The following is a 3626-nucleotide window of genomic DNA, read 5'->3' as shown; positions in this document are numbered from 1 at the left end:
GTTTGCGAAACTCGACCGCGACCTGGAACCCGAACATTCGCTCCTGGCACTGCTCGATGTAGGCGAGCGAGCGCGATGACGGCAGGAACCACGGCGGGAACTGAAAGAAGACGGCACCCAGCTTGCCGGCGGTCTGCAAAGGCTCGAGGGCGGCACGGAACCGGTCCCACGACTCGTCCACGAGCTCGTCCGGCATCTGCTCGAGGTAGATGTTCTTGTCGCGCAGGTTCTCCGGCAGCTCGTCGCGGATGTCCTTGGGCAGCGCCATCGGCTTGGTCGGGTGATTGGTGAAAAGAGAGAACGACTTGACGTCGAACGTGAAGTCGGACGGCGTGCGAGCCACCCAGAGCTCGGAGTTCTCGGGTTTGGGCATCCCGTAGTAGGTCGAGTCCACCTCGACCAGCGAGAACTGCGTGGCGTAGAAGTTGAGACGCTCCTCCGACGTCTTGACGTGGAGCGGGTAGAACAGCCTGGAGTCGATCAAAGACTTGTCAATCCACCCGGCGATCCCGCAGCGAACCGTCATCGCTCGATCCTAATCACAACCTGAACGAAGCAGGTTTATGATCCCTCCGCCCGTGGGCCGCAACATCCGCTACTGGTACACCTACCGGACCGTCGTGGCGGTCATGTTGGCATTGGTGCTCAGCGGGGCCATCTACTGGCTGTACACGCAGCAGGCGGTGTGCGACGCCGGCGCCTCGGGATGCCTGGTCAAAATCGCCGTCCACCCGGAGGACCGCCTGTTCGCCAACCAGACAGACCCCGGCCCCGGGGTCGTGATCGTGGGCATCGACAACCGGAGTGCGCAGGCGATCGGAACCTACCCGTTTCCGCGCAGCGTCTACGCAACGGCACTCGAGAACCTTGAGCGGGACGGCGCGACGGTCGTGGGATTCGACGTCGAGTTCGCCGACCCCAGGGACCCGCTGACCGACGGCACCTTCGCCAGGGCGCTGGCCGCCAGCACGATCCCCGTCGTCCTGTCGTACCCGGCCTCGGACCTCCAGGTCCAGCAGGGCAAGGTGGTCCAGGCCGGGCCGCCGGCGGGCATCGACCAGATCCCTCTCAAGGAGTTCCGCTGCCAGGACTCCAACCCCGACCCGAGCGTGCCATGCCAGAAGCCAGACCCCAACGTGGTCCTCGCCTCGCCCGACTTCGTGCTCGACGCCGACGGCGTGGTCAGGCGCGTGCCGATGTTCGTGCAGCCCGCCTGCTATGCGGCGGGTACGTGCGCGACGCCGCTTATCGACACATTCGGATTCGCCGCCTTCCGAGCATCCCAGCCCGACTTCCAGACGTTCCCCGAGCCGCAGGAATCGGGTGGAACGGCGAGCGTGGGGACGGGGTTCAACATGTCCGTCGATTCCACGGGCTCGGCGCTCGTCAACTTCTCGGGACCGCCCGGCAACTTCGCCCATTACAAGCGTTACGTATCGCTGGCCGACGTGATGAGTGGTGCCGCTCCGGCCGACATGTTCAAAGGCAACATCGTCCTGGTCGGCGCGTATGACCTGTCAGGGGTCAACGACGAGCAGCTGGTGACCACCAGCGCCGGCAGCAACGGCACCCTTTCGATGGCCGGCGTCGAGATCCTGGCCAATGTCGTGCGGATGATGTCGGGCGCGCCTTCGACGCTCCTGACGCCCGAGCCCGCCTGGTTGCTCTTGTCGCTCCTCCTCGTGCTGGGTCTCGCCACGGCGGTCGGCGTTTCGAGGGTGAGCGTGCTGTGGGGCTTGCTCGGCACGGTGGTAGCTTTGGTCGTGTTCACGTTCGCCATGGCGGCGCTCGCGTCCTTCTACAACTTCGTTCCCGACGTGTTCCACCCATGGCTCGCCGTCGCACTCACCTATTCGGGCGTGACCGCCTATCGCTTCCTTTACGAGGACCGGGAGAAGCGCAAGGTGACGGCCATCTTCGGCCAGTACCTCAAGCCCGAGATCGTGGCGCAGCTGGCCAAGACGCGCCGGGGCGTGGACGACATCATGCGAGGCGGCGAGCGGCGCGACATCACGCTCCTGTTCGTCGACATCCGCGGGTTCACCTCGATGTCGGAGTCGATGGCCCCGCCGGACGTCACCGAGCTGGTCACGACCTACCTGGACCATCTCAGCGGCCTGATCTTCAAGTGGGACGGGACCGTCGACAAGTACGTCGGCGACGAGATCATGGCCTTCTGGAACGCCCCTCGCCTGCAGGAGAACCATGCACTGCTCGCGGTCCGGTGCGCCTACGACCTCGTCAATCACGCGCCCGAGCTGGAGCAGATGCTCCTGGCCAAGGGACTCCCCCCGATCCGATGGGGCATCGGGATCAACAGCGGACCTGCAGTCGTCGGCAACATGGGCTCACGCAGCCGCATCCAGTACACGGCGCTTGGCGACACGGTCAACACGGCAGCGCGGTTCTGCGCGCACGCGCCCGCGTTCCAAGTGTTGATCGGCGAGGAGACCTACCAGATGTGCAAGGACTACATCGCGGTGGACCTGGTGCCGGGCGTCCAGCTGAAAGGCAAGTCAGCCGAGACCTTCCGGATCTACGAGCTCACCGCCGTCCGCGAGACCCCGACCTCTCCGTGGGTGCCGTTCCCGACCGAGATGGCGACCAGGGTCCACCACGACTACACGTCGCAGTACACGCAGCAGACCGTGATCGCGGCTGGGGAGTCCGGCTCGCGCGACATCCTGGTCGGAGAGGCAGCCGAACAAGCCATGGCCCGCGAGGGAATCTCTCCTAACTAACCTCGGCTAGCGGAGGACCGCCGCGGCCAGGAGCCCGGCCAGGGCCGAGACCCCCGCGATCCCGACCAACACGCCGAGGCACCCGGTTGCCTTCTTGGCCACGGGCTTGACGGGCGGGGCCGGGTTGTACACCACCTGGGCGGGCACCGGCATCGCCGATTGGGCGATCGCGATGCCGATCGGCGTCGCGGGCGCCATCGCAGGCGACGCGGCGCCCGGCACCATGCGCGACAGGTCGGCGCCCGGTTCGAGGCTCCGCTGCCAGCCGGGGCACATCCGGTCCGCCGCCTGCGACATCGCCGTGTCGAACTCCTCGCCGGTCTGGTACCGGTCTTCAGGGCGCTTGGCGATCGACTTCAAGATCACCTGCTCGAGGACCGGATCGAGGCCGGGCTGGAACACGGACGGTGGCTTGGGCGGCGCCTGGACGTGCTTGGCCATCAGCGTGAACGGCCCGTCGGCCTCTGACGCGGTGAACGGTGGCTGGCCCGTCACGAGCTCATAGAACACGATCCCCGCGGAGTAGAGGTCGCTGCGCCCGTCCACCTTGCTCGAGGCCACCTGCTCGGGAGACATGTACTGCGGGGTGCCGACGGTGGTGCCCGTCTTGGTCGCCGTCCCGCCGACTCCGCTGTCGTCGGTGAGCCGCGCGATGCCGAAATCGGCGACCTTGACCATCCCGTCGTCGGACAGGAGCACGTTCTCCGGCTTCATGTCACGGTGCACGATGGCCCGTTTGTGCGCGTAGTCGAGGGCCTGCAGGACACCGTGCATGACAGCGAACACCTGCGGTGGTGGGATGGGCCCCTCGTTGATCCGATCACGCAACGACTTGCCACGGACGAACTCCAGGACGATGTAGTTTTCGGTGCCCATCAGCTCGAG

At 66.2% G+C, this 3626-nt stretch carries 3 protein-coding genes; 1 reads left to right on the top strand and 2 read right to left on the bottom strand.

From position 1 onward, the window contains the following. The coding region (locus tag VNF71_15100; GenBank protein HVA75883.1) for a DUF72 domain-containing protein at window positions 1-526 on the bottom strand (526 nt) is incomplete at its 3' end. 52 nt (window positions 527-578) lie between these two features. Between VNF71_15100 and VNF71_15095 the strand changes: the two genes are divergently transcribed. Beyond that, entirely contained in the window at window positions 579-2741 is a 2163-nt protein-coding gene (locus tag VNF71_15095; protein HVA75882.1) for an adenylate/guanylate cyclase domain-containing protein, read from the top strand. Window positions 2742-2747: 6 nt separating this feature from the next. On the opposite strand, the gene VNF71_15090 is transcribed toward VNF71_15095, so the two are convergent. Next, a partial coding sequence (locus tag VNF71_15090) for a protein kinase (protein HVA75881.1) occupies window positions 2748-3626 on the bottom strand: 879 nt, incomplete at its 5' end.

The sequence above is a fragment of the Acidimicrobiales bacterium genome, assembly GCA_035533095.1.
Classification (GTDB): domain Bacteria; phylum Actinomycetota; class Acidimicrobiia; order Acidimicrobiales; family Palsa-688; genus DATLUM01.
The sequence above is the reverse complement of the archived record's forward strand: the minus strand, read 5'-3'. Positions and strand labels throughout refer to the sequence as shown.